Origin of the sequence: Desulfosarcina sp. BuS5 (assembly GCF_028752835.1) — a bacterium.
Taxonomy (GTDB): Bacteria; Desulfobacterota; Desulfobacteria; order Desulfobacterales; family BuS5; genus BuS5.
On sequence record NZ_CP087952.1, the window covers coordinates 1547822 to 1572298 of the forward strand.

19 protein-coding genes and 3 pseudogenes are annotated in these 24477 nt (G+C 42.4%); 19 read left to right on the top strand and 3 right to left on the bottom strand.

Translation table 11 applies throughout. The annotated features are described in order from the left end of the window. The first annotated feature begins 53 nt into the window (after positions 1-53). From BuS5_RS07730 to hutW, 9 genes and pseudogenes are all read left to right on the top strand, one after another. Positions 54-1001, top strand: a complete 948-nt coding sequence (locus BuS5_RS07730; protein ID WP_027354695.1) for a TonB-dependent receptor plug domain-containing protein — start codon at positions 54-56, stop codon at positions 999-1001. Further along, entirely contained in the window at positions 904-2034 is a 1131-nt protein-coding gene (locus BuS5_RS07735) for a TonB-dependent receptor (RefSeq protein WP_198012303.1), read from the top strand. Before BuS5_RS07730 ends, BuS5_RS07735 begins: the two co-directional genes overlap by 98 nt. A 69-nt stretch (positions 2035-2103) precedes the next feature. After that, the gene (locus tag BuS5_RS07740) at positions 2104-2700 is read left to right on the top strand and encodes an MptD family putative ECF transporter S component (RefSeq protein ID WP_198012302.1); all 597 of its coding nucleotides are present in this window, start codon (positions 2104-2106) and stop codon (positions 2698-2700) included. Next, on the top strand, positions 2678-3445 hold the full coding sequence (locus tag BuS5_RS07745; RefSeq protein ID WP_051375057.1) for an energy-coupling factor transporter transmembrane component T family protein: 768 nt from the start codon (positions 2678-2680) through the stop codon (positions 3443-3445). The genes BuS5_RS07740 and BuS5_RS07745 overlap by 23 nt, the downstream gene beginning before the upstream one ends. Positions 3446-3462: 17 nt before the next feature. Then, positions 3463-4661: pseudogene (locus tag BuS5_RS07750) on the top strand (ABC transporter ATP-binding protein); the annotation flags it as partial. A 15-nt stretch (positions 4662-4676) separates the two neighbouring features. Next, the gene (locus BuS5_RS07755; protein ID WP_198012301.1) at positions 4677-4883 is read left to right on the top strand and encodes a hypothetical protein; all 207 of its coding nucleotides are present in this window, start codon (positions 4677-4679) and stop codon (positions 4881-4883) included. 89 nt (positions 4884-4972) lie between these two features. Further along, positions 4973-5494 carry a flavodoxin family protein gene (locus tag BuS5_RS07760; protein WP_027354692.1) on the top strand — a complete coding sequence of 174 codons (522 nt, stop codon included), beginning with the start codon at positions 4973-4975 and terminating at the stop codon, positions 5492-5494. A gap of 32 nt (positions 5495-5526) precedes the next feature. Further along, positions 5527-5991, top strand: a complete 465-nt coding sequence (locus tag BuS5_RS07765) for a pyridoxamine 5'-phosphate oxidase family protein (RefSeq protein WP_027354691.1) — start codon at positions 5527-5529, stop codon at positions 5989-5991. Between the two features lie 23 nt (positions 5992-6014). Then, the gene (gene hutW / locus BuS5_RS07770) at positions 6015-7559 is read left to right on the top strand and encodes a heme anaerobic degradation radical SAM methyltransferase ChuW/HutW (RefSeq protein WP_198012300.1); all 1545 of its coding nucleotides are present in this window, start codon (positions 6015-6017) and stop codon (positions 7557-7559) included. 712 nt (positions 7560-8271) lie between these two features. Here hutW and tnpC read toward each other — a convergent pair. Both tnpC and BuS5_RS07780 read right to left on the bottom strand, forming a co-directional pair. Continuing rightward, positions 8272-9723 carry an IS66 family transposase gene (gene tnpC / locus BuS5_RS07775; protein WP_274427794.1) on the bottom strand — a complete coding sequence of 484 codons (1452 nt, stop codon included), beginning with the start codon at positions 9721-9723 and terminating at the stop codon, positions 8272-8274. After that, entirely contained in the window at positions 9713-10591 is an 879-nt protein-coding gene (locus tag BuS5_RS07780; RefSeq protein ID WP_274427795.1) for a DUF4338 domain-containing protein, read from the bottom strand. The genes tnpC and BuS5_RS07780 overlap by 11 nt, the downstream gene beginning before the upstream one ends. 98 nt (positions 10592-10689) lie before the next feature. Between BuS5_RS07780 and BuS5_RS07785 the strand changes: the two genes are divergently transcribed. From BuS5_RS07785 to BuS5_RS07805, 6 genes and pseudogenes are all read left to right on the top strand, one after another. Further along, positions 10690-11175 carry a hypothetical protein gene (locus BuS5_RS07785; protein WP_274428136.1) on the top strand — a complete coding sequence of 162 codons (486 nt, stop codon included), beginning with the start codon at positions 10690-10692 and terminating at the stop codon, positions 11173-11175. Positions 11176-11296: 121 nt separating this feature from the next. Beyond that, the gene (gltB, locus tag BuS5_RS07790) at positions 11297-15856 is read left to right on the top strand and encodes a glutamate synthase large subunit (RefSeq protein ID WP_027354907.1); all 4560 of its coding nucleotides are present in this window, start codon (positions 11297-11299) and stop codon (positions 15854-15856) included. Then, the gene (locus tag BuS5_RS07795; RefSeq protein ID WP_027354906.1) at positions 15849-17267 is read left to right on the top strand and encodes a glutamate synthase subunit beta; all 1419 of its coding nucleotides are present in this window, start codon (positions 15849-15851) and stop codon (positions 17265-17267) included. The genes gltB and BuS5_RS07795 overlap by 8 nt, the downstream gene beginning before the upstream one ends. A gap of 177 nt (positions 17268-17444) precedes the next feature. Further along, a pseudogene (locus BuS5_RS20420) lies at positions 17445-17684 on the top strand (HVO_A0114 family putative DNA-binding protein). 256 nt (positions 17685-17940) lie between these two features. Beyond that, the gene (locus tag BuS5_RS07800; RefSeq protein ID WP_232223116.1) at positions 17941-18075 is read left to right on the top strand and encodes an ATP-binding protein; all 135 of its coding nucleotides are present in this window, start codon (positions 17941-17943) and stop codon (positions 18073-18075) included. Between the two features lie 17 nt (positions 18076-18092). After that, positions 18093-18407, top strand: coding sequence for a helix-turn-helix domain-containing protein (locus tag BuS5_RS07805; RefSeq protein WP_274428137.1), 315 nt, complete (start codon positions 18093-18095; stop codon positions 18405-18407). Between the two features lie 125 nt (positions 18408-18532). Here the strand turns inward: BuS5_RS07805 and BuS5_RS07810 are convergent, their stop codons facing one another. Continuing rightward, positions 18533-19006: an ATP-binding protein gene (locus tag BuS5_RS07810; RefSeq protein WP_232223122.1), complete on the bottom strand. Its 474-nt coding sequence runs from the start codon at positions 19004-19006 to the stop codon at positions 18533-18535. 343 nt (positions 19007-19349) lie between these two features. Here BuS5_RS07810 and BuS5_RS07815 point away from each other — a divergent pair, with 343 nt between their 5' ends. The 4 genes and pseudogenes from BuS5_RS07815 to BuS5_RS07830 all read left to right on the top strand — a co-directional run bounded on the left by BuS5_RS07815 (position 19350) and on the right by BuS5_RS07830 (position 23958). Next, a complete protein-coding gene (locus BuS5_RS07815) occupies positions 19350-21161 on the top strand; it encodes an MFS transporter (RefSeq protein WP_051375189.1) in 1812 nt (603 codons plus the stop codon). Further along, positions 21158-22528: an asparagine--tRNA ligase gene (gene asnS, locus BuS5_RS07820; protein ID WP_027355026.1), complete on the top strand. Its 1371-nt coding sequence runs from the start codon at positions 21158-21160 to the stop codon at positions 22526-22528. Before BuS5_RS07815 ends, asnS begins: the two co-directional genes overlap by 4 nt. 388 nt (positions 22529-22916) lie before the next feature. Beyond that, a complete protein-coding gene (locus tag BuS5_RS07825) occupies positions 22917-23414 on the top strand; it encodes a transposase family protein (protein WP_274428138.1) in 498 nt (165 codons plus the stop codon). After that, positions 23329-23958: pseudogene (locus tag BuS5_RS07830) on the top strand (ISL3 family transposase). Before BuS5_RS07825 ends, BuS5_RS07830 begins: the two are co-directional and overlap by 86 nt. The last annotated feature ends 519 nt before the right edge of the window (positions 23959-24477 follow it).

A 24477-nucleotide genomic window follows, 5' to 3' on the forward strand; every position in this document is an offset into this window, starting at 1 on the left:
CTTTATTTTTGCGCTTTAATAAAACGGTTCCAAGAACAATGGGAGATAAGACAATGATGAAAAAAACAAGAGGTTTATTACCTGTTTTTGTTTCGCTGATTTTTACTGTTTTTACAGTTTCAGCAGTTTTTGCACAGAACAAAGATGTGAAAGAAATTAAAATCGAAAAGGTGGTTGTCACCGCTACCAGGACAGAAAAGGATATAATGGATGTTCCGACTTCGATGTCTGTTGTTAATGAAAAGGATATCAATCGTACTGGAACAAACAGCACACCGGAACTTCTTCGTGATATTCCGGGTGTGTTTCTCTTTGACAATGCGGCCTCAGGTGCAAAGAGACTGATGATACGCGGCGAATCCGGATCAAGAGTGCTTATCATGATAGACGGACAGAAGATTTCTGAACAAAAATCAATGGACGGAGCGCCGATATTTATTGCTCCCGGGGATATAGAACGTATCGAAGTGGTAAAAGGGCCTGCTTCCGTGCTTTATGGCTCGGAGGCTATTGGCGGAGTTGTGAATATCATTACTAAAAAGGGAGGAGACAAACCTGTCGGGCTGACCTTAAGCGGCACATACGACTCATCAACAGACGGCGTTGCAGGATATGGATCTGTTTTTGGAACAATTAAAGGTTTTAGCTACAGGCTTTCCGGCAATTATTCAGATAATGATGACAGGGAAACCCCAAAGGGTAAGCTCGATAATTCAGCATACGAGTTTAAAGACGGGAACGCTTTTTTAGGCTATGACTGGGAAAAAATATCGATAGGCGCAAATTACCAGCGCTATGACAGCGAAATCGAAGTACATACATCGCCGGATACAATAAGCCCGCCGCTCACAGCATTTCAGCTTGATCTGCCGGAGTGGGACAGGGAAAAGTACGGCGTCTTTTTTGAAGCCTGCGACAATAGACAAAGAACTTCGCATTACAACGCAAAACGATCAGGACGCATATGGCGGTACCCTCCAGTTAGACTGGATTCCCCTTGAAAAACACTACCTCATTACAGGGCTTGATGTTGTTCTGGACTATCTGGATGCTGACCAACGCCAGTTCGACACGACGACAACGAGTTTTCCTTTTCCAGTTACAACTGTAACGGATGACCTTTTTAATGATGAAGCTAACATGAAAACCTACGCCCTGTATGCCCAAGACGAATGGAATATTATAAATGACTTTGTCCTTACAGCAGGCTTAAGGTACACATGGGTCGATTCAGAGTTGGAAGAAACAAACGATCCAGGCCTTACTGAAGAATCGAGTGATGATACCAATCTCACAGGAAGCCTTGGCCTGGTATATTCAGGTATCGATAACCTGGCACTTCGCACTCTGTATTCCCAGGGTTACCGGTACCCGAATCTGTTGCAGCTTTTTATCGGTACAGTGCACGGGAGTTCCGACCCTACATTTGCCAATCCTGATCTTGATCCCGAGACGTCCGATAATTTTGAAGTAGGTGTTCGTTTTGACAACAAAGAGTTTCTCCTTGACCTGACAGGGTTTTATTCATCGGCTGATGACTATATTACAACTGTAGTGGTAACAGGAGGTGATAAGTATGATAATGTTGATGAAGCCACTACATACGGGGTTGAGATGCTGGCGCAATATACCTTTGAATCTGTTGGAATTACACCATATATTAACGGTACCTGGATACGAAGAAAATTCGAGACCGATGCTGGTCCAACAAAAGATACCGGCCTTCCTGACTTAAATGGCCGCTTTGGATTGCGGTACGAAAAGAATCTTGAAATTATTCCTGCGTTGTGGGGAGATCTTTTCGTTCGGGCAGCCAGTGATGCTGATAAAGAAGACTTAAGCGATGGAACTGTGGAACATTTTGACGGATGGGGAACTCTAAATCTGGCTCTGGGAGTTGATTTAGGGAAACGCAGTCAATATAAATTGAGCCTGGAGCTTAACAATCTATTAGACAAGGAATACACGCATGCGACTGAAAGCCTTATGGCGGCTGAACGGCATGTTGTTGTTAAGCTGAGCGCTACATTTTAGAGGCTGGGAGGATAGGAGGGTGGGCAGCTAAACAGCTTCAGCCTGACTACGTAAAGGAGTAGAAAAAGAATGATACAATCCGATTCGGCGGCTGTCAATTCTGATGGCATGATAATGCCGGAGCATTTGCCTAAAAAACGATACTGGCAGGTCAGAGAATTAATCGTAATCGGAATATTTGCTGCATTGATAAAGGTTTCGACTCTTTTGATTGCCATAGCAGGCGGTAGTATGAATCCGGTTACACTGGTTTTAAAGAACATTGTCGCAACATCTTTGCTGGTTGTGCTTCTCTACAAAGTCAGAAAGTTTGGCGTGCTTACCCTGTTTGTTATGGTCAGCAGTGTTGTTTCTTTGTTATTAATGGGCGGAAATATGATAACCGTGCCGGGGATGCTCATAGCAGGTCTTGTCTGCGACTGTCTCATAGTTGTTGCAGGCGGATACAAAAGGACATGGTCTCTTATCGCCGGTATCGGGCTGTTTGACTTTTTATCGCGGGCTATTACACTGGGCTATTCATATCTGACATTCAGGGAAGAACCAAAACTTTTCATTATGGGTGTTATTGTTGTAACTATTGGCTATTTGGGCTGCCTTCTGGGTCTGGGAAGCGGCGTCTTTTTTGTAAAGGAGTTAAAGCATGCAGGAATTATCAGGGAATAATAAAACAACATATTCTGATAATTGTATTCGAAGATTAGATGCCCGCACGAAAATGGCAATCTGCCTTTTAAGCTCGGTTGTTGTTATTGTCTTAAAGGGGGTTATCCCGCTGACTTTTCTTCTTGCTGCAAGCCTTGTCTATGTGCTCTTTCAAAAACGATTCGGTGTCCTGCTTATCTGCTATGGCGCTGTCATGTTGATGGGATTGATTGCCCTTTTTTGTATTAAAATTATGGCTGTTTTCATGCCTGAAATGGGTCAGTTTGATCTTTCAATGTTTTTTGTTCCCTTTCTTCGGGTTGTAATACTTTTAAATGTTATTCTGGCATTGGCCCTGTCTTCAAAGATTCAAGATATCCTGACTTCTTTAAGGTCTCTTCACCTGCCCTTGTTTATTTATCTGCCTGCTGCGGTCATGATTCGCTTTATTCCAAGTTTCATTGACGACATAAAGCTGATCAACCAGAGTCTTAAAATTAGAGGGTATCGTATTAATCCGTTCACTCTTACCTTCCGTCCGTTTCTGACCACAAGGCTGCTGTTCGTACCAACTGTAATAAGGGCATTGCGTGCTTCCGATGAACTGGCAGTAGCTGCGGAACTTAAGGGGGTCGGTTATTATGAAAGGATATCTTACTACAAGACAAACAGGTTTTCAGGTGTCGATTATTTTATCGGCGCTGTGGCCATTATTTTTTTATCCTTTGCCTGCCTGCTGGAATACCAGGCAAGGCTTTTCGTTTGAAAGGTCACAGAGTCTAAATGATTCGACTTGAGAATGTATCATATACATATCCGTTTCAAAACCAAAAGGCTTTGGAGTCCGTTTCTTTCGAGCTCAGACCGGGAGAAGCGGTTCTGTTTACAGGATTAAGCGGCTGCGGTAAATCAACCCTGGTGCGCATTATAAACGGCCTTGCGCCTCATTATTATAAAGGAGAGTTGACAGGAAAGGCTTTTGTCAACGGAATAGATAATGCCGGCCGGGAGATCCATGAGATTGCCGGTGATGTGGGGACCCTGTTTCAGGATCCTGAGCATCAGTTTTTTGCTCTGAATGTCGATGATGAGCTGGCCTTTGCCCATGAATGCCGTGGTGTGGACCCATCCGAGATCAGCGCTACCGTTCTGAAGATGGTTAAGCGTTTTTCATTGGAAAAGGTCATTTACTCGCGAATCTTTGACTTGTCGGAAGGGGAAAAACAAAAAGTGGCCCTTGCCTCGATCATTTCCCTGAAACCCAAAGTCATTATTCTTGATGAACCATCAGCAAATCTTGATCCGAAGGCCACAGAAGAACTGGCATTGATTCTTGCAGAACTGAAACAGGAAGGGATAGCTATAGTAATTGTTGATCACAGGCTTTACTGGTTATCTAAGCTGATTGACAGGGTTTATGTTCTCAAGGACGGCAGGATTGCAGAATCAGGCCATTACTCAATTTTAAAAGAAGATGCGATTCGCATCAAATATGGTTTGCGTAAAACAAAAATCGCTTCCTCAAAAATAATGCTGCCGGATGCGTTAGAGACCTCAAAACCGGGATTCAAAATTGATGATATGAGTTTTTCATACAGCAGGAACGGACAGGCGTTGTTTGAAAATGTTTCGTTAAGGCTGCCCTTTGGAGAAGTCATTGCTATTGTTGGAGGTAACGGCGTCGGTAAAACCACTCTTGCCAAACTCCTGACCGGTCTTCATAAGATGTCTTCGGGGAATATTTTTCTGGATCACAGAATAATTCCCCTAAAAACGCTGCTTAAAAAGTCGAGCATTGTGTTGCAGAATATGGACCATCAATTATACATGAAGACCGTGTGTACCGAACTTGATGTTGCCGCCAGATTCCTGTTTAAATCTGAACGTGAAAAAATGGCTAAGGACTTAATGCATAATTTCAGCCTTGACGAGCTTGCCACTCGGCATCCCCAGTCTTTATCAGGGGGCAGAAGCAGAGGCTTGTAATAGCCTGCGGTTTGATCAAGAATCCGGATATCTTAATTCTGGATGAACCCACAAGCGGTCTTGATGGCATGAATATGAAAACAATGTCTAAAATGATGAAGGAGTTTGCAGGGCAGGGGAAATGTGTCCTTGTCATTACCCATGATCTTGAGCTTATTGCAGAGGCATGCAGTTATCAGATAAGACTTCCACTGGAAGCTCCAACAGTTTATAAATAAATGTAACAGTTTGGTGATTTGACAAAGCTAATTTTTCTTTGAGCGAATCCTGAAAAATCCACTTTAACCAAAAAAAGGAAAATTATACTATGAAAAGTCTTGTGGTATATTCGAGCCGGACAGGAAACACAAAAAAGGTGGCTGAAGCTGTATATAAAGCCTTGCCTGATCCAAAGGAAATCAAAAAAGTTGAGGATGCTCCGCCTGCGGACGGATATGATTTTATTGCAATGGGTTTCTGGATCGACAAGGGAACGGCAAACGCAACGGCTCGAAAATACATGGCCAAAATGAAGGGAAAAAAAGTTGGTCTTTTTGGAACCCTTGGCGCTTATCCTGATTCAGACCACGCAAAAGATTGTATTAACAATATAAAAAACCTGATGAAGGAAAACGATATTTTAGGAACATTTCTTTGCCAGGGCAAGGTAGATCCGGCTTTAATAAAGATGATGGAGGAGAGAATGAAAGATGATCCTCATCACGCAATGACGCCGGAAAGGAAGGAGAGGCTCGAAGAGGGCAAAAAACACCCTGATGAGACAGACTGCCTCAATGCGCAGAAAGCTTTTGAGGCTATGGTTAATAAACTTAATGAGAGCGGTGCATAAAGCAGCAGGCAAATGTCAGGCATGGAAATTTTATGAGAAAAATGACGCAAGAAGAAATAAATCAGGCTCTGAAACAAAGCAAATGGGCAACCATATGTTCAGTAACACCGGAAAAAAGCCCGTATGCCATAGAGGCTACATATTTTCTTTATGAAGAAAATATTATAGGTTTTATGATTAATCCTAAAGGGACTACGGCGGCAAATGTCTCCGTAAATCCCAGGGTGTTGGTGAAAATCACCTTCACAAATAAAAATCTGTCCAGATGGGCGGGGATCTCCTGTTTTGGTACAGGTTCCTTTATTAAGGATAAAGAGGAGATTTTGCAGGGCTGGGAAAAATTGGGAGCTATTATGCAGACCGATTACAGCAAAGTCGCAGAAAAGTTTTGCATAAACCCTGACAGGTCGCCCTTTTTCAGAGTTAAGATAGATAGCATGACCGGTCGTTGCAGCGCAAAACCCGGCGAGAGTTTTGATTTTAAAATGTTTGAATGATATTTGATGAAAGGATAAAATTGATGGAATGGACTCCTGAAGCAAAAGAGGGTTTAAAAAAAGTGCCTCCGTTTGTTAAGAATATGGCTCAGAAGGGGGTGGAGGCTTATGTAAGAAAAAAGGGGATGGTCACTGTCACGCAGGAAATTCTTGAAGAGGCCAAAGATGTCTTAATGGGAATTGGTGGTAGGAAAAACAGTAAAAACTCAGATCTGAATATCGGTTATAACAGGCGCCAGACAATGCATCTTACCGACGAACAAAGATTTTTGGCTAATGAAACCGATGATCCTCTCCATGAAGCGTTTGATCGTAAAATGGCGGTTCATGCCATGCCCAAAAATGATCCTATACCGAATGATCAATTACAAAAACGCTGGTCAGAGGCTATGTCTAACAAGTTTGAAGGGCAGCCTGTACGTACCATCTATATCCATATTCCTTTTTGCCAGGGGCACTGTCTTTTTTGCGGGTTTTATCAAAATGCATATAAACCGGATCTTGCAAAGCAATACGTAAATGCACTTATACGCGAGATGGAACTTACAGCAAAGGAATCCTTTATCAAGTCTAAACCATTTCATGCCGTATATTTTGGTGGGGGGACTCCGACCGCTCTTGACGCCGTTGATATTTTACGACTGGTCTCAACTGTAAAAAAACTTTACCCCTTGACCAATGACTGTGAAATCACTTTCGAAGGACGGTTTTTTAATTTTGATAAAGATAAGATTGAAGCGGCCCTTGAAGCAGGTGTAAACCGTTTTTCTCTTGGAGTTCAGACATTTGACACTCAGATAAGAAAATCCATCGGCAGAAAAGAGCCCAAAGAAAAACTAATTGAAACATTAACTCTTATTCGTGAGATGGGCAAAGCAACTGCCATTATAGATCTTATCTATGGCCTTCCCGGCCAGACACTTGAAATATGGGAAAAGGATATCAATACATATCTTTCCCTTGATATTGACGGCTGTGATCTTTATCAACTGAATATTTTTACCGGCGGACCTCTGGAAAAATCGGTGTCGAAAAAGGCGCTGCCAAAACCGGCCACCCTGCGTGAGCAGGCCGATTATTTTGTTCGGGGTATAGAGATAATGGAAGCTGCTCACCAGCGACGCCTTTCCCTTACTCACTGGGCAAACAATGCCAGGGAAAGGAGCCTTTACAATATTTTTTCGCGTGGACGCAGTGAATGTTTACCGCTTGGTTCAGGTGCGGGTGGATGGCTTGGAAATCACATGTTTTTTTTAGAAGGTGATCTTAAAGACTATCTCGCAGCGGTCAAAGCAGATCGAAAGCCTGTTGCCATGGGCTTTAAAGGAAGTGAAAAGAACTTGCTGCTCAAAGATATTTCCTGCCAGATAGAGCTTGGTTATTGTGATCTTAAAACCCTGTCATTAAGGCATAATCTGGACATTTTAAACAGTGTCGGACCTCTCATCTCCCAGTGGGAGAAGGTAGGCTTAATAAGACTTTCCAACGGATGTCTTTATCTTACCCGGCCTGGGGAATACTGGGCGGTCAATCTTGCACAAATCCTTATCTATTCTCTTCAGTTGTAAAGGGCTTCAGATGTCGTTAAGTCGTTAAGGGCTCGCTCAAAAACAACTTATCAGAAATTTACAAACTGAATAACTGTTTGATATTGTTAACTTTGATGGATTCGTCGATAGGCTCCTTAATCCACCCTATAATTTTATATAAAAGTTGGTAGTGTCGTGTTATGCGTGAAATATCGTATCAGGTACTTGTCATTCCCGCGAAGGCGGGAATCCAGCGGTTTTACAGGTTTTCTGAATTCCCGTCTTCACGGGAATGACGTTCACCGCCATAGATTATTGAGAAGTTACAACATACATCTTTCCTTTTTAAGGGTTTCATTTTTTGTAACCGTTCACGGGTATAAATGCCCCCTTCAAATATTGGAATGGCAGGAAATGGTTGGGCCTATGAATAAACGGTATATAGTATCGCTGTCTTCAAGGATGAAAAAATCTTAGGGATATACTACTACGCCTACCGATTCATCTTTGATGAGGATGTTGGATTATAAAGAGACAAAAAAAGAAATTCTTGCATTTGATCACTACTTAGGAAATCTCGTTCTCATTTCATGATCAGTGTAAGAATAAGCGCATCACCTATGATTGTCCTCTGCGAAATATACACGGAATATTCGAAATCAGTGGCCAGTCGATCACGCAGTGGCGGAATGTCAAATCAACTCCAGGTTTTTTAATAGACTGATTCCGAGGGATTCCTATCGTAAATTCACTATGAGGTATCAGGTATAAGGGATGGGGCGGGATCATTCTTGAAGTACGCCTTAACTGCTTCCAATATAAAATTGAATGCTGATCGGCCTTGTAATGCGCATGTTGCAATTACAGTCCATAACCGTTCGCAACTTTTTCGTCCTTTGATACTGCGTGTACCGTGAGTTACGTAACGATCTATTACGATAAATCGGATTGCCTGTTCTGCCACATTGTTGGTAGGGCCTATTTCGGGAGTTGTGATAAATTCAAAATATTCTTTACCATGCTTGCGGAATCGGTTGGCCATATTTTTGGCTTCCCGTTTTTCTTCTTTACCGTCTTTATTCAGTCGACTCGGAACATCCTCCAAGGCTGCTGTAATAATTCTTGCCTTAGCCTTTTCAAGAGCATTGGTGAAGTCTTCCGGGATTATATTGTCACGATCATGAATAACCTTGAACATATTTCGGACTTCATCCAGAAGTTTTTCGCCATATGCTTTTGTTTCTTTATCTGGCAAAGTTGTTAAAAACCGGATGTCCCGAATCAAGTGGGCGATACAAAACTGTATAGTAACGTTAAAATCCTTCATATACTTGCGATACGCCGAAAAATAATCACAACCCAGTACTCCGTTGAACTCTTTACCCAAAACATCAATTAAAATTTTTGATCCACGGGACTTGTCGATTTTGAACAGCACATACATTTCAGCCTTGAAAACCCATGTCCAAAACTTGTCTTTGTTTTCCTTATGGCCGGTTTCATCGACATTTACTGCTTCCTCGAAAGGTAAACGATTGAGCAATTCACTGTATGGCGCTTCCAGGGACTGACTTACTTTTTCAATTACTTTTCGCAGATATCCACGGGAAACATTTTCTCCAAGGACGTCTCGGATAAATTTTCTGATTGTGGAAAACGATGCATGACAGACATTTTTCATATAGGCAACCAAGGCTGTCAAGCGCTCTTTGAAGAGCCCTTCCTTGACTATATTAGCAGGAAAAGGCATGTAATGAATTTGCTGACATTTCTCGCACCATACCGGATACGAACGATGTTCTTCTTTGATTATCGGCAGCTCCGGCAGTTCCATTTGTTGGATAATACGAGGAGGCGCATCAATTATATGAACTTCCCCATCGCATACAGGGCAAACAGTTAGTATGTATGGATGAGTTTTGTTTATCTCATCCTCGGTGAAGGGAGTACGAAGATGCCTCTCATGTCCGGGTTGGCCTCCGATCTTACGATTTCCTTCTTTTTGATTTTTTGGCTTTGTGATCTCATCAGAAGAAGGGCGTTTGCTGGAATTAGATGAGTTTTTTGAAAGCTTGGCAACCTTGACCTCCAAAGCCTTTATCTGCTCTTCCTGAAATTCAATAGTATTGCTTAAATCACACAGGATTTTGACCGTAACTTTCAGCCCGGCATTATACAAAGCCAATGCTTCATCATGCGTCATGACATAACTCCCTGCGAAAGTTTTTAGTCAAGGGATAAACATAAACAGCCTTTTTGGAAAGTAGTGGTTGCTTTGATTTGCTGAGCTTGCCCTGACCGGTTGTCTGCCCCACACAGATCCAATTATCCGCTTTATAACAGGTACCGCGGTAGCGCTCTGTGTCAACAAAGGTTTCAAGCAGATAAACCGGATGATGATATAAAGTTTTCCAATCTTGTAACAAGCGATGACGGTTCAATGCCAATAAATATGATGCCAAACAAGGGACTTGAACCCATGGCAGGATCAAAAAACGGAGATTGTTGGCGATTAGATGAAGATTGTTCTCTCTAATCTTTTTGCTCCAGCCAATGAAACGATCTCGTGCTCCAATATACCATGGCGCTGACCCCCATGCCAAACACGCAATAGGGCGATTATGAGAAAATGCAATATATTTGAGATGCTCCCCAACTGGTTGAGTATAACCAAGATAATGGTACTCACTTACAAGACCATTGAATATCTTCTCAAAAGAAGTTCTGCGAACCTGGTCAAGTTTTATAGGAAACAGGTCTTCGACAGAACAATGAACAGGAGTTTTATCGACTATTACCCAGGATGTTTTTTTTCGCTTTGCAAGAGGGTTGGGAGGGGTACATTTTCGGGCAGGCAGTTTAATAAAACCCTTTGATTCCAAAAGAAGCAGCAGGCTTCGGCAGATCATATCTTTAAGAACACCATTAGACTGTCTCCAGTTCCATTCCCTGCAGACTTCTTGAGAAATGAAGCGTCTGCTTTTGTCAGGATGTGATTCAATAATCCGCCTGACGGTCGCTATATTTTGCCTGGTGACTGATCGCCTCCGATATGTTATGACTGATTCCATTCCTGACACTATAAACCATCAGGCACTGGAACGCAAAATTTTTCTTAAAAAAATTTGCGGTTAGATATTAAATTTTAAACTCAAAACGATTATTGCCCGTGAACGGTTACAATATATTAAAGGTCGCTACAGATAAATTAGCGGCTTACAAAAATGCGCTCGAAAACATTATGTCTGAAATTCCTTATGCTTACCTGCAAATTGTTAAGCGCCGAATAAAGCGTCGGCTTGTAACAGTTAAAAAATATTTTGTAAAAGGTACTGTAAAAGATTTCCCCGGAAAAAGCCAAAACACCTCATTTATTGAGAGACTGAACCTTACCCTAAGGCAACATATCTCCTATCTTCAGAGAAAAACCCTGGGGTATTGCAAGAACAAGCTGAATTTTAGTAATGTAATGTGGATTAACTTATTCAACTATAATTACATACAATTTCATAAGAGCTTACGAATACGAATTAACAATGAAAACGAGAAATTTATAAAAAAGTATAACCATAATACACCGGCAATGCAGATGGGACTTACGAATTCTCCACTAAACTGGAGATATCTCATTACAGTCCCAATACCTTGTAAGTAGCTGATTTTTCGAACCTGCATTGTTTTGTAGGGACTACCAAGAAAAGAGTATGATATTCATCTTCTGAAATATGCTGTTTTAATTTCGTGTTAATAAATTAAAAAAATACAGGTAATATCAAATGAAAAAATTGGAATCGAAGCAATCACGATCCATATCCGAGACACAGGGGCTTTATAATCCGCTGTTTGAACATGACAACTGTGGGGTGGGATTTGTGGCAAACATTCATGGTGTTGGGAATCATGACATAATTAAGAAAGGTATCCAAATCCTGCATAACCTCATCCACCGAGGTGCTGTGGGTGGTGACGATGCAACCGGTGACGGTGCAGGAATCCTTTTACAAATACCGCACAAATTTTTAAAAAAAGAATGCGCATCATTAGGCATCAATCTTTCAGACAGCGGAACTTACGGTGTCGGCATGATCTTTATGCCGCGAGATACAGAATTTATTGATGAATGCCGCCGTATAGTTGAAAGAACTGTTGTGTCCGAAGGCCTTGCCCTTATAGGATGGCGCCATGTTCCTGTAAACAGTGAAGCAGTTTCAGGGCAGGCTTACAAAAGTAGACCCGAAGTGATGCAGTGTTTTATTGACGGTTCTAGCCTGGATGCAGAGAGCCTTGAGCGTAAGCTATATATTGTTCGCAGACTGATCGAAAAACAGGGCGCCGGTTTATCTTCTGAGGCCGGATGTTTTTATATAACCAGCATGTCATGCAGGACCATTATATACAAAGGTATGTTTACAGCTCCCCAGCTTTCCGGCTTTTATCCCGATCTTCATGATACTGACATGGAAAGCGCTTTAGCACTTGTCCACCAGAGATACAGCACCAACACATTCCCGTCCTGGGAGCTGGCCCAGCCATTCAGGTATCTTGCGCATAATGGTGAGATAAACACACTGCGCGGCAATCTTAATCAGATCTGTTCAAAAGAATCATCTTTTAAATCCGATCTTTTCGGCGATGAGATAAAAAAATTGCTGCCTGTAATAAATAAAAACGGGAGTGATTCAGCATGTCTTGACAATGTACTGGAACTTCTTACTAACGCTGGAAGATCCATTTCCCACTCCATGCTGATGCTGATCCCTGAAGCATGGGGAGTTAAATATAATATAGGGCCGGATCTCAAAGGGTTTTTTGAATATCATTCAGGAATTATGGAGCCTTGGGACGGGCCGGCCGCAGTGGTATTCTCAAACGGCGTTCATACCGGAGCCATGCTAGATAGAAACGGACTCCGGCCCGCGCGCTATACTTTAACAAAAAACGGTCTTATTGTTTTTGCTTCAGAAACCGGTGTGCTCGATATTGCCCCTGATGAAGTAGCTGAAAAAGGTGCTTTAAGACCAGGAGACATAATTTTTGTCGATTTTGAAAAAAAACGACTCCTGAAAAACGGGGAGGTAAAAACGCTTTGTGCCAGGCAGCAGCCTTATAGAAGATGGGTTGCTGAGAATCAAATTACTTTGAGGGGTTTTTACGGTGCGGTCGACCGGGTTGAACCTGATTCTAAAAATCTGCTGCAAAGCCAGAAGCTTTTCGGATATACCCGTGAAGAGCTTGATTTTCTATTGAACCCTATGGCCACAAGCGGTGTGGAACCTACAGGCTCCATGGGAAACGACAGCCCCCTCGCTGTTTTTTCCGAAAAAAACCAGCTTTTGTACAACTATTTTAAACAACTTTTTGCGCAGGTGACGAATCCTCCCATAGATCCGGTGCGAGAAGAACTTGTTATGTCCCTTATGACATTCATGGGAAATAGCGGGAATATCCTTTCAGAAACTCCCGGAGACAGTCGCTTGATAAAACTGAAGCACCCTGTTTTGACCAATGAAGACTTAAAAAGGCTGCGAAAAATTAAAAAACCAGGGTTTAGTTGTGACACTATTCATATCGGGTTTCCTGCAGGCGGATCGGGAAGAGATCTTGAAGAAGCTCTTGAATCGATGTGCAGCCTGATAAACAAAACCTTAAAGAGTGGAAATTCGATTATCATTCTCAGTGACAAAGAATTGCCCGAAGATATGACACCGATACCGGCGCTTCTCGCAGTTGCAGCAGTAAACAGGAGGCTTATTGAAAAAGGAGCCCGCGCAGAAACCGGTCTTGTGGTCGAGACAGGTGAAGCAAGAGAAATTATGCATTTTGTACTGCTCCTCGGTTACGGAGCAACCGCAATAAATCCTTATCTGGCTTTTGAATCGATTGCTGAAATGGCTATTACCGGCAAAATTTCAAACAATAATGACACAGCAGGAGCAATTGAAAATTATATTAAAGCCGTTTGTAAGGGAATCCTTAAAACAATGTCAAAAATGGGTATATCAACCCTTAGAAGCTACAGGAATGCCCAGGTTTTCCAGGCCATCGGCATAAACAGTCGTATTATTAATAAATATTTTACAGACACCGTCTCTACCATTGAAGGTATAGGGCTTGAAGAGATTGCGAAGGAAGCGAATTTAAGGCATCAGAATGCATACAAAACAGGGCCGGACAAGGCCGCAGGTATCCTGCCTTCAGGCGGACATTACAGGTTTCGCAAAGATGGTGAACGGCACTTGTGGACGCCTGAGTCCCTGAGTACGCTTCAACATGCTGTCAGAAATAATGATTACAATACCTTCCGCAAATATTCGGATATGATCAATGATCAGAATGAAAAACAGTCGACCCTGAGAGGGCTGTTTAAATTTAAAAAAAGAACTCCCGTACCCCTTGATGAAGTGGAACCTGCTGAAAAAATTGTTCAACGCTTTGTAACCGGGGCAATGTCTTTTGGATCAATCAGTAAAGAAGCCCACGAAACAATAGCTATTGCCATGAACCGTATTAAAGGAAAAAGTAACAGCGGTGAAGGCGGTGAAGACCCTGCCCGCTATATTCCCATGGAAAACGGGGACAGCCGGTCAAGCGCAATAAAACAGATTGCAAGTGGAAGGTTCGGTGTAACCGCCCAGTATCTTGTCAATGCAAAAGAGCTTCAGATCAAGATCGCCCAAGGCGCAAAACCGGGTGAAGGAGGACAGTTGCCCGGGCATAAGGTAAATGCGGAGATAGCAAGGGTAAGGCATTCAACACCGGGTGTTACTTTGATTTCACCACCGCCCCACCATGATATTTATTCAATAGAGGATCTGGCCCAGCTTATTTTTGATCTTAAAAATATTAATCCAGCCGCCGATGTTTCAGTCAAACTTGTTTCAGAGGCAGGGATCGGAACAGTTGCAGCAGGCGTAGCAAAAGGACGGGCTGACAAGGTGCTTATAAGCGGCAGTGATGGAGGAACAGGAGCATCACCCCTCTCCTCTATCCAGCATGCCGGAGCGCCATGGGAACTGGGCCTTGCTGAAACCCAGCAGACGTTAATGCAGAACGGACTTCGGAAACGGATAAGAATCCAGGTGGATGGACAGATTAAAACCGGCCGGGATGTCATCATCGGCGCTCTTCTCGGGGCCGAGGAATTCGGATTTGCAACCTCCATCCTGGTTACATTGGGATGCGTAATGATGCGTAAATGCCACAAAAACACATGCCCGGCAGGAATTGCAACGCAGGATGTAGATCTGAGAAATCTTTTCAAGGGGAAACCTGAATATATCGTTAATTTTCTTCATATGGTAGCAAAAGAAGCCCGTGAATATATGGCTCAACTCGGATTCCGAAAGATGGACGACCTGACAGGAAGGGCTGATATACTTGAAATGAACAGGGCTGTAGACTTCTGGAAGGCAAAAGGACTTGATTTTTCAAAAATTTTCTACACACACGAAACTGATCAGGTTTCTCCCAAAAGGCAGATTGAACCGCAGCCGTGTGACACTGAAAATGTACTAGACAGGAAACTGATAGCAGATGCACAAGATGCCCTTGAAGGAAATAAAAAAGTTGAAATCAGCTATCCTGTCCACAATTACGATAGAACGGTCGGCGCAATGCTCTCCGGTAAAATTGCAACGCTTTATGGGCATGAAGGGCTCCCCCACGATACCATTATTTGCAGCTTCAATGGTTCAGCAGGCCAGAGTTTCGGTGCTTTTGCCGCCAAAGGCCTGACCATTGTACTGACCGGAGAAGCAAACGATTATCTCGGAAAAGGACTTTCCGGTGGAAAAATAATTGTAAAACCGGATAAAAGAGCCTCATTTAATCCTTCTGAAAATATCATTGCCGGAAATGTTCTCCTCTATGGCGCAACTTCAGGGGAAGCATATATCTGCGGGAAGGCTGGAGAAAGGTTTGCCATACGCAACAGTGGCGCAAATGCAGTCATTGAAGGTGTAGGAGATCATGGCTGCGAATACATGACAGGAGGAAGGGTCGTGGTTCTGGGCGAAACCGGCATAAATTTCGGGGCCGGTATGAGCGGGGGAATAGCTTATGTATACGATCCTTTCCAGCGTTTTGATGATCGCTGCAACCTCGAAATGATAGATCTCGAGCTCATAAGGGAGCAGGAGGATATTGAGGAGCTTAAGACGCTGATACAGAAGCATCATGGATATACCGGAAGCAAAAAAGCGCATGAAATACTAATAAACTGGGAGGATAGCCTCCCTTATTTTGTTAAGGTATTTCCTATGGAATACCGGAAAGTCCTTGGTAAAATGAGCAGGGAGGACGAAGCAACAGAAAGGCAAGAGGTTCAAGATGGGTAAAGATAAAGGTTTTATAGAATACAACAGGAAAGAACCTGGATACAGGCCGCGCGAGGAAAGGCTTAAAGACTACAGAGCGGTCGAACTGGAACCGGATGAAGATAATGTTTATGAGCAGGCCGCAAGGTGTATGGAATGCGGAATTCCTTTCTGCCATGGGTACGGATGCCCGGTGTCCAATATTATCCCTGAGTTTAATGAACTTCTTTACAGGGGTGATTGGGAAGAAGCCCTCAGGATACTGCTTTCAACAAACAACTTTCCTGAATTTACAGGCAGACTCTGCCCTGCTCCCTGCGAAGCTGCATGTGTCGCAGGTATAAACGGCACTCCTGTAACAATCCGCCAGATTGAACTTGCTCTTATTGAAAAAGGTTTTGAAAAAGGATATATCAAACCCTTTTCTCCTGTCCGATTGACCGACAAAAAAGTGGCTGTAATAGGATCAGGCCCGGCAGGTCTGGCGGTTGCTGATACAATAAACAGGGTCGGATATAATGTTACAGTCTTTGAAGCGGCTGAAAAACCGGGCGGCCTGATGAGATACGGGATACCCGATTTTAAAATTGAAAAAAGAATAATCGAACGTAGAATAAGCCTGATGGAGAAGGAGGGAATTGTTTTTGAAACAGGAGTAACAGCAGGAACGGATATCTCGGCAAGATATCTGAAAAGGCATTTTAATTCAATCTGTCTTGCATGCGGCGCCCAAAAACCACGTGATCTTGCTGTTGAAGGAAGAGATCTGAAAGGGATTCATTTTGCACTCGATTATCTTATTCAGCAGAATAAAAAAAACAGTGGAGAAAAAATTGTATTCGAGGATGAGATCAGCGCAACCGGAAAAAATGTGGTCATCATCGGCGGCGGCGATACCGGATCTGATTGCCTTGGAACCGCATTAAGACAGGGCGCTGAAACAGTAACCCAGCTTGAAATTCTTCCAAAGCCCCCTGAAAAAAGGCCGCCCGAAACCCCCTGGCCGATGTGGCCCTCCATTCTCAGGACCACCCATGCCCATAAAGAAGGTGGTACAAGAAAATGGTCCGTCACAACAACAAGATTTGAAGGGTCTAATGGAAAGTTAAAAAAGCTGCACTGCTCTGAAGTTAAATGGGGAAAAAACGGGGAAAGATACATACCGGTTGAAATACCCGGCACAGAGTTTAAAATCGATGCGGATCTTGTAATCCTCGCAATGGGTTTTACAGGCGCGGGCAACAGCAGACTGATAAACGATTTTGGACTAAAAACAGATACGCGGGGGAATCTGTCGTCTAACAAAAACAGGATGACTGAAGTGGAAGGAGTCTTTACAGCAGGCGATATGAATACCGGGCAGTCTCTTATTGTAAGAGCGATTCATTCCGCCGGAAAAACCGCAAAGGGAATAATTGACTACCTTGGATGAAAACAACACATTTTTACCACACCAAAAGCATTGTCTGAAGATTTCTGGAGTGATGTGGACAACCGGGGGTTTTAACATGCGTACCGTAATATTGGGGATTTCTTTCCGCGAAAAATTAACAAACGATTACTTGGAGCTTTAGAGGGAAAACCGCACGAAACATTTATCAGCTTCGAGTTGCCTGCGCTTCTTTTTAAGATTCTATCGGGCAATCAATGGGAGTTACTTAAAGTTATGACAAACGCAGGGCCAATATCAATGCGTTAAGCATCTCGTCGTTTGGGCAGAGACATAAAAGCAGTACATCGTGATGTACACATACTTTTGAATGTTGGAATATTGCAAAAAACCGGTAAAGGTCAAATCGAATTCCCCTTTGAATCAGTACATGTTGATTTCATGCTGAAAGCGGCTTGATAGTCCGGGCTATAGGTATATAGACAGTCAGATAATTACCCGATTTTAAAATTTGGCACAAGGCTATAGTTCCAGAGAAAACCTTTTTTATAGAATTAAAGTCCAGAGCCAAATTTGAACAGATGATCGGAAGGGGCACCCGGCTATGCCCGGATCTCTTCGGGCCTGGAAAGGATAAAACCCAGTTCAGGATTTTTGACCATTTGGGTAATTGATACATTTCGACCACAGGCCATGGTTCCGAAGGAAAGTTTATATGACATCCATTGGTAAAGAACACCCCCGATATCTTGACGAACCTGAGTCCCGTCGCCTGGAGTTCAAAGAACGTCTTCCTAAAGGCAACCAACTTGTCCGTACAGCCATTGCCTTTGCAAACGGGGCCGACTGAAACCGTTTATTGAGTTTATGCTGAAATATGATTCAGAAGAGGTTATAAGGCTGTTTTTTTTAAAGAAATTTCCATCATTTTTTGATCCGGAAAGTTTCATAACAGGAATAAAAGAAAAATATTATTTTAAGAAAAAATGCTATGAAGTACCTGAATCAAAATGTGAACATTATGGTGTATCGTTTAATGAATTATTGATAACAAGACGCGGTGTTTTTAATGAACCGCGAAATATTGCAGTTTATCTATTACGTCAAATGCGAGGCGAAAACCTTAACAACATAGGTGAGCTGTTTAATATTAAAGCATACAGTACTGTAAGCAGCATATGACGAAGAGTGTTAGCGGCTGTGTAAAAATGTACCCAAAGCGCCGTTTTAAAAATGTATAGAAAAAAATGCGGTTCACCGGCTTTTTCCCCGGAGAACCGCAAGCGTTTATTCTTTTACCACATCCTTCATCCTGTAACTTTTCCTTCCACCACCACTGCTGCTTCGATGTGGTGCAGCAGCCGGTCCAGCAGGGCAGAAGTAAGCATGTTGTCGTTGTTAAATATTTGCGGCCAATCTTTAAAAACGCGATTGGTGGTTATAATAATGGCACCTTGTTCATAGCGCTGGCTTATAACCTGGAAGAGCAGGTCAGCGCCGATTTTGTCAATGGGCAGGTAGCCCAATTCATCCAGTATCAAGAGAGCCGGTTTGAGATATTTTTTTAACTCCTGTTTTAAGCGGCCGACCTGCTGGGCGGAATAAAGGTTATTGATGGTTTCGATTGAGGAGATAAAAAGTACGGTATTCCCTTTCAGGCAGGCCTGATAGCCCAGGGCCGATGAAAGAGGTTCTGCACCTGCCCTATGTGTTAAGGTAGTTGTCGCCTCAATTGAAAAAAAGTTTACAATTTGCCTGCAGGCCAATGCCTTTTTTGCCATAGCGATTGCCCATGCTATCCGAACTGCAGTTGAACCGGCATATAGATTTTCACATAAATAATTTCACTGCGTTATCGGTCGTCGAAGTATTATAATACGCCTTCCTTTCTCTGGCCTTGTGCCAAATTTTAAAATCGTGTAATTATATGACAATCTATAATCTTCAAAACATTGTTGTATTGGCATGGGGTCAGTGCATTGATAACTTACCAAATTTATATCTGATTTGACAAAAATATTAGTTTTGAAGCGTGTAGTCTGAAAGACAGCGATAAATCTTTTTCACACTAATCCGCTATAAGCCGAAAATGGGAACCGGAAATATATAAAAAAAGAATTTTTTATGACTGAAAATAATAGACAGGCAACCTTCAAATGGCTCAATGCCACCCAATTTTTTGGGGCTTTGAATGACAACCTTTACAAGCTGTCGATGGTTTTTTTTCTTATAGCCATTAACCCCGGAATTAATCCCGACAGTGTAATGGCCAATACAGGCGCTATATTTGTGCTGCCCTTTCTTTTGTTTTCCGATGCAGCCGGCGTGCTTGCAGACAGGATCAGCAAGCAGATTATAATCGCAAGGTTAAAAATAATCGAGCTGATCCTTATGTCTTCGGGATTACTTTGTTTTTATCTTAAAACCTCTTACGGCCTTTATGTTGTGCTCTTTCTCATGTGTACCCAGAGCGCTTTTTTCGGGCCTGCCAAATATGGCATTATTCCTGAACTGGTTCCGGCCGAACGGCTATCAAAAGCAAACAGCCATATAGTATCGGCCACTTTTTTGTCGATTATCATCGGAACCTTAATGGCATCCGTGCTGGCAGGCGGCGAGTATGGATTTCTTATCTGCGGAACGACTTGCATCCTTATAAGCACGGGGGGTATTTTTGTAAGCCGAAGAATTTATAAAACATCGCCTGGAGGGGGCAAGGAAAAAATAAACCCGTTATTTTTTGTCGGAATATGGAAGACTGTAAAATATGTTGCCGAAGACCGCTATCTGCTTCTGTCGGTATTGACTGCATCTTATTTCTGGCTTGTGGCGGCCTATGCCCAGATGAACCTGATCCCTTACGGCATCGACCTGATGCACCTTGCTCCGGAAAAGAGCAATATTGCAGGATATCTTTATCTTGTGGCGGCAATCGGCGTGGGGACCGGGGCAATCCTGGCCGGTCTGCTGTCAGGACGTAATATTGAATTCGGCATTGTTCCCATAGGCGCTTTTGGTTTATCAGCATCGCTTATACTGCTCCATAGTGCTGCCGATTTTTTTGCCTGGGCCATTTTTTTTATAATTATGCTCGGAACAAGCGCCGGTCTTTTTCTGCTTCCCCTTAATGCCTTTATACAGTGGAAAACCCCGGGACACAGACGCGGAGCCGTGCTGGCGGCGTCCAATTTCTTGAACTTTGTGGGGATTCTCGGCGCAACCCTGATGATCAAAATATTTCAGGAAATACTGGGCTTCTCTTCTGGTCAAGCCTTCATGCTCCTTGGAGTTATGACTTTTATCCTGGCTGTTGCCACCATGATTGTGCTGCCCGATTTTTTTGTCCGGTTTATCATGCTGATCATCACAAAAATCTTTTATAGAATCAAGATTGAGGGGATTGAAAACATACCTACGGCAGGAGGGGTCTTGCTTGTAAGCAATATTGCATCCTGGGTGGAGCCTTTTATCCTGATGGCGACCGGGCAGCGCAGAATAAGATTTCTCATTGAACGAAGAATTTACAATATTCGCTGGTTAAACTGGTTTTTCCGGCTTATGCAGATGGTTCCTGTTTCGGAAAAAGATACCCCCGGGCAGATAAAAAATGCTTTACGCCGGGCAAGGGAAATTATAGAAGCTGAAGGTATGGTTTGTGTTTTCGCTGAAGGAACGGTTTCTCTTACCGGAAAAATAGGCAGATTTAAAAAAGGGTGCGAGCGAATAATTACAGGCACCGGACTGCCTGTTGTACCTGTATATATTGGAGGCACCTGGGGAAGTATCTTCAGTTATTATAAAGGAAAACCTTTATCCGACTGGCCTGCAAGGATTCCGTATAAGGTTTCAGTGCAATTAGGCCAACAGATGCCGGACAGCACTTCTGCAGAAGATATAAGGGAGCAGATTATAAAACTTTCCAAAGGAATAAAATGAAACGCAAGAAAATATGCGAACTCTTAAAGGGATCATCTCAACTTGACAATGTTCTGGTTAAAGGCTGGTTAAGGACCAGGCGGGATTCAAAAACCTTTTCATTTCTTGAGATTAATGATGGCTCCTGCCTGAAAAATATCCAGGTTATAGCCGACAGTACTTTAGATAATTATACGGAGATTACAAAACTGACAATCGGTTCAGCCGTCGGTATAAGAGGCAAACTTGTAAAATCTCAGGGTAAGGGCCAGGACATGGAGATACAGGCCCAAAGCATCGAGATAATCAGTCTTGCTCCGGAATCCTACCCTTTGCAGAAAAAGCGGCATACCGACGAATTTTTAAGAACAATTGCACATCTGCGTCCCAGAACAAACAAGTACGGAGCTATATTCCGCATAAGATCCGAGCTCTCATATGCAATTCACAAATTTTTCAGGGATAAGGGCTTTAAATATATTCATACTCCCATCATAACCGGATCCGACTGCGAAGGAGCCGGCGAGATGTTCCGCGTAACAACTTTAAAACCGGATCAAAAGATTAAAAAAGGTTATGTTGAAGATTTTTTCGGCCAGGAGACCAACCTGACGGTCTCCGGTCAACTATCGGCCGAGATGTTTGCCCTGGCGCTGGGTGATGTTTACACTTTCGGCCCAACCTTCAGGGCCGAAAATTCAAACACCAGCAGACACGCTGCTGAATTCTGGATGGTAGAACCGGAAATGGCATTCTGCGATCTTGAAGACGATATGGATCTGGCTGAAGAAATGATAAACTTTCTTATTACACACATACTCGATAATTGTGCCGAGGATATTCAACTCTTTGCGAAGTTTGTAGATAAAAAACTTATGACAACCCTTGAGAATATAAGAGCCGGCGCCTTTTTGAGGCTTCCGTACAGCGACGCCGTTGATATCCTGAGAAAATCCGGTAAAAAATTTGAATATGAAGTGAAATTCGGGAAAGACCTCCAGTCCGAACATGAACGTTATCTTACTGAACAACATTTTAAAAAACCGGTTATTATTTACAATTACCCGAAAGAGATTAAACCTTTTTACATGCGGCTGAATGATGACGACCTTACAGTCGCGGCCATGGACGTTCTGGTGCCGGGCATAGGAGAAATAATAGGCGGCAGCCAGAGAGAAGATAGATCTGAGGTTCTTGTAGAACGTATGGATGAACTGGGTCAGTTCCCTGGAGATTATTGGTGGTATATCGACTCCAGAAAATACGGAACAGTACCCCACAGCGGATTCGGACTCGGATTTGAACGAACATTGATGCTGCTGACAGGCGTTAAGAACATACGCGACGTAATCCCCTTTCCAAGAACACCTGGCAGTATAGAATTCTAACAACGGAGAGATATGACAACATACCGGATTAATTGTGTAAAATGTGGAGAAAGACTTGTTTTCCGCAGGTCATGACAAAAAACCTTTATGTATTGCAGGTCTTGCAACACTGAATTGCCGCTAAAAAAATGGTTCATCGCGGAATAGTGTGAAAAAATAGACATCCTTCAAATTTAGTTTACACTTTTTAGATGCTGGTTCTTGCCTGGTTCCCATGCTCCAGCGTGGGAACGAGAAGTGCAATTTTACATTAAAAAGTGTAAACTACTTTTGGCCTTTAATGAAGGATGTCGAAAAATATATGAAAAAATTTAAAAAAAAAGTAAACCAAGTCAATTATTTGTAATAGTTAACAATGGGAAAAACCCTAATAAGGAGTAATTCCCAGATGTTACTTTTGCCAATTTTATTTATTAAGGATGCTGCTCGATCAGTGAAACGTATTTGTAAAGCAGAATTTAAAAAAGCTAACGATACCGTATTAACAGAGTTACTTGGTATTTCAGCATTGATTGTAACTATGTACATGGTTCGCCGTGAAGATACTTATGAGGTATTGCATCTATACTGTATCCATCAAAATGATGTTGCTATTTGCCCAAAATGTGGGGCAATCTGCGAAAATATACATGCTGAAGAAAAGCGATGTGTACGCCATTTAGACATTTGGGGGAAGAAAACCTTTCTTCATTTTATATCCCGCCGTTTTAAATGTGATCAGTGTAATAAAGTATTCACTGAGGAGCTGTCTTTTATTGATGCCTATCGGAGGCAGACCCATGCTTTTGAACGACATGTTTATGAATCTTGCTTATCAAGTAATCGAAAAAAAGTCTATACGTTACGTATCAATAGATATGTGGAGGCCATACGCACAAGCCGTTAAAAAAAAATTGCCTCGTTCAATGGTAGTTGTCGATCGATTTCATGTAATGAAACAATTAAACGAACGTATGAATCAAGTTTGTAGAAGACTTCAAAATAAAGATACCGACATGAAAGAGGCATTAAAAGGCAGCCGTTGGCTTCTTGTAAAGAACCGATCCGATTTGTCACCTAAAGAAGAAAGCCATCTTTGTAAAATATTAGATAATTGTCGGGAACTTCGTCAAATATATTTACTTAAAGAAGAGTTCCGAACTATTTTTAAAAAAATAAATAACAAAGAAAAAGCAGAGCAATTTTTATATAGCTGAAAACAAAAATGCTTGGCAACTGGTAATAGATACCTGATTAAATTTGTTGGCACATTAAAGAATTGGTGGGACGAGATTCTCAATTATTTTATCGAGAGAGTAAGCAATGGCTATGTTGAAGGGCAAAATAATGCTATAAGAAATATAATCCGTAGAGCATTCGGATACAGAAATTTTAATAATTTTCGATTGCAGGTGTTTGCAGAACTTGGTTTTTACACTAATCCGCGATGAACCTTCTTCCTTTTCCTCTGCTTCAACCTGCCGCTGTACCGTAGAGTATTCAGGCTTCATCTGAACTTCTTCCTCGACCTGCCGACGCACGAGTTCTCCATCTGAATGTTTTTGCGCAACTTGCTGCTCCTTCTGAATAATCGCTCGTGCTACCTCGTTTGCTTCCTGTTCGTATTTGTCACCCGGCTGACCAACGGTGAGCTTTCGCCGCGCTTCATTACCTGTTGTTAAGTTTCACGATAAATTGAACAGAAAAAGGGGAAAATTTTCAAATTAATTTGACCAGTTTAAAAATTTTTCATTTTATTTGGCTCATCATTTTGAGTAATTCAATCCCGAATTCTTTGATGAAAGAAAGAAAAAAAAAGCTTAATATATTTTGGCATGCCGTTCGTTTTTGTCGCAAAGTACATTATTATGTAAACTTAATTGAACCTAAATATATCAATTAGTGTGAAAATTCCAAAATCTATGACTCTTTCCCCTCTACCCCTTGGAAGGGGGGGGGTGTGTCTTTTA

Coding starts and splice junctions, on each gene's coding strand:
- BuS5_RS07730 (WP_027354695.1), top strand. CDS start 54: ATGATGAAAAAAACAAGAGGTTTATTACCTGTTTTTGTTTCGCTGATT.
- BuS5_RS07740 (WP_198012302.1), top strand. CDS start 2,104: ATGATACAATCCGATTCGGCGGCTGTCAATTCTGATGGCATGATAATG.
- BuS5_RS07745 (WP_051375057.1), top strand. CDS start 2,678: ATGCAGGAATTATCAGGGAATAATAAAACAACATATTCTGATAATTGT.
- BuS5_RS07760 (WP_027354692.1), top strand. CDS start 4,973: ATGAAAAGTCTTGTGGTATATTCGAGCCGGACAGGAAACACAAAAAAG.
- BuS5_RS07765 (WP_027354691.1), top strand. CDS start 5,527: ATGAGAAAAATGACGCAAGAAGAAATAAATCAGGCTCTGAAACAAAGC.
- hutW (WP_198012300.1), top strand. CDS start 6,015: ATGGAATGGACTCCTGAAGCAAAAGAGGGTTTAAAAAAAGTGCCTCCG.
- tnpC (WP_274427794.1), bottom strand. CDS start 9,723: ATGACGCATGATGAAGCATTGGCTTTGTATAATGCCGGGCTGAAAGTT.
- BuS5_RS07780 (WP_274427795.1), bottom strand. CDS start 10,591: ATGGAATCAGTCATAACATATCGGAGGCGATCAGTCACCAGGCAAAAT.
- gltB (WP_027354907.1), top strand. CDS start 11,297: ATGAAAAAATTGGAATCGAAGCAATCACGATCCATATCCGAGACACAG.
- BuS5_RS07795 (WP_027354906.1), top strand. CDS start 15,849: ATGGGTAAAGATAAAGGTTTTATAGAATACAACAGGAAAGAACCTGGA.
- BuS5_RS07800 (WP_232223116.1), top strand. CDS start 17,941: ATGACATCCATTGGTAAAGAACACCCCCGATATCTTGACGAACCTGAG.
- BuS5_RS07805 (WP_274428137.1), top strand. CDS start 18,093: ATGCTGAAATATGATTCAGAAGAGGTTATAAGGCTGTTTTTTTTAAAG.
- BuS5_RS07810 (WP_232223122.1), bottom strand. CDS start 19,006: ATGGCAAAAAAGGCATTGGCCTGCAGGCAAATTGTAAACTTTTTTTCA.
- BuS5_RS07815 (WP_051375189.1), top strand. CDS start 19,350: ATGACTGAAAATAATAGACAGGCAACCTTCAAATGGCTCAATGCCACC.
- asnS (WP_027355026.1), top strand. CDS start 21,158: ATGAAACGCAAGAAAATATGCGAACTCTTAAAGGGATCATCTCAACTT.
- BuS5_RS07825 (WP_274428138.1), top strand. CDS start 22,917: ATGTTACTTTTGCCAATTTTATTTATTAAGGATGCTGCTCGATCAGTG.